The organism is Candidatus Nitrosarchaeum limnium BG20, assembly GCF_000241145.1.
Taxonomy (GTDB): domain Archaea; phylum Thermoproteota; class Nitrososphaeria; order Nitrososphaerales; family Nitrosopumilaceae; genus Nitrosarchaeum; species Nitrosarchaeum limnae.
The window spans coordinates 1-1,333 of sequence record NZ_AHJG01000284.1 but is presented as its reverse complement, the minus strand read 5'-3'; the positions used below and the strand labels follow the sequence as shown (position 1 = coordinate 1,333).

Here is a 1,333-nt window from a genome sequence, read left to right as displayed (position 1 = left end):
GTTAGGAACAAGAAGTGGAATTACTAGATTTAGCTATGCATCAGTTCCTATGGATGAATCTTTAGCAGAAGCATCAATTGATCTAGTAAAAAGACCATTTTGGAAATTAGTGCTATCCATTAAACGAAACACAATTGAGGACATATCAAAAGAAGATTTGGAACACTTTTTCCAATCACTCCTTCAAAATCTAAACAGTTGTGTTCATCTCACTGTAAAGTATGGAGACAACGATCATCATAAAGTTGAAGCGGCGATCAAGTCTTTGGCTGTTGCATTTAGGGAAGCATCTTCATATGATAAAAAACAAAAAGGAATTCCAAGTACAAAAGGTTCAATGTAATGGTCAATCTAGCAATATTTGATTATGGAGCTGGAAATATTTTCAGCCTAAAAAACTCACTTGAAAAATCAGGAGCTACAGTTGACGTGATCACTGATTTTGACAAACCAAACATCTACTCAGGTCTTTTGCTTCCCGGAGTAGGAAATTTTGATCCTGCAATACAAAGCATAGCTAAATCAAAAACTAATTTCCATAACTATGTTAAAGACAATACTCCTGTTTTGGGAATTTGTCTTGGGATGGAAATGTTTTTTGAGAGAAGTGAAGAGGGAAAAGAGAAAGGATTAGGAATAATTGAGGGTGATGTGATTATTCTTCCACCGTCTATGAAAGTTCCACATATGGGTTGGAATAATTTGGAAATTAAAAAGCCTGGAAAAATTCTTGAGGGAATTAAAGATAATACTTGGGTTTATTTTGTACACTCCTATAGAGTAAAACCCGTAGACAATAGTGTAATTACAGCAGAATCAGATTATGGAATAAAGGTACCTGCAGTAGTTGAGAAAGGAAACTTTTTTGGGACACAATTTCATCCAGAAAAATCAGGCAAGGTAGGAAAAATAATGATTCAAAACTTTCTAGATGAGTGTAAAAAATGAAAGTAATTCCTGCAATTGATCTTATGGATGGTCAAGTGGTACGACTCTACAAGGGTGATCCTAATCAGAAAACCATCTATAGTAATAATCCTGTAGAAGTAGCAAAAAAATGGCAGTCCAACGGTGCCGATATGCTTCATTTGGTTGATCTGGATGCAACTCTTAGTAGAGGCTCAAATCTTTTAATAATTAAAAAAATTGTAGAGCAGATCTCAATTCCAATTCAAATTGCTGGAGGATTACGAGATGAATCAACAATTACTGATGTTTCAAAAATATGTAATCGAATTGTTTTAGGTACTTTGGCTTTTAAAGATAAATTGACACTAAAAAAATTATTAGAGCATTTAGGTCCTGAAAAAATTGTAATCTCAGTTGATCATAT

The 1,333-nt window shown here is 33.8% G+C and carries 3 protein-coding genes; all 3 read left to right on the top strand.

The features are described 5' to 3' along the window. On the top strand, nt 1-343 hold a 343-nt coding region (locus BG20_RS09960; RefSeq protein WP_010194749.1), incomplete at its 5' end, for an imidazoleglycerol-phosphate dehydratase. Beyond that, nucleotides 343-948, top strand: coding sequence for an imidazole glycerol phosphate synthase subunit HisH (gene hisH, locus BG20_RS09955; protein WP_010194747.1), 606 nt, complete (start codon nt 343-345; stop codon nt 946-948). The genes BG20_RS09960 and hisH, both read left to right, overlap by 1 nt. Further along, nucleotides 945-1,333: HisA/HisF-related TIM barrel protein (locus BG20_RS09950; protein ID WP_010194745.1), on the top strand; the 389-nt coding region annotated here is incomplete at its 3' end. The genes hisH and BG20_RS09950, both read left to right, overlap by 4 nt.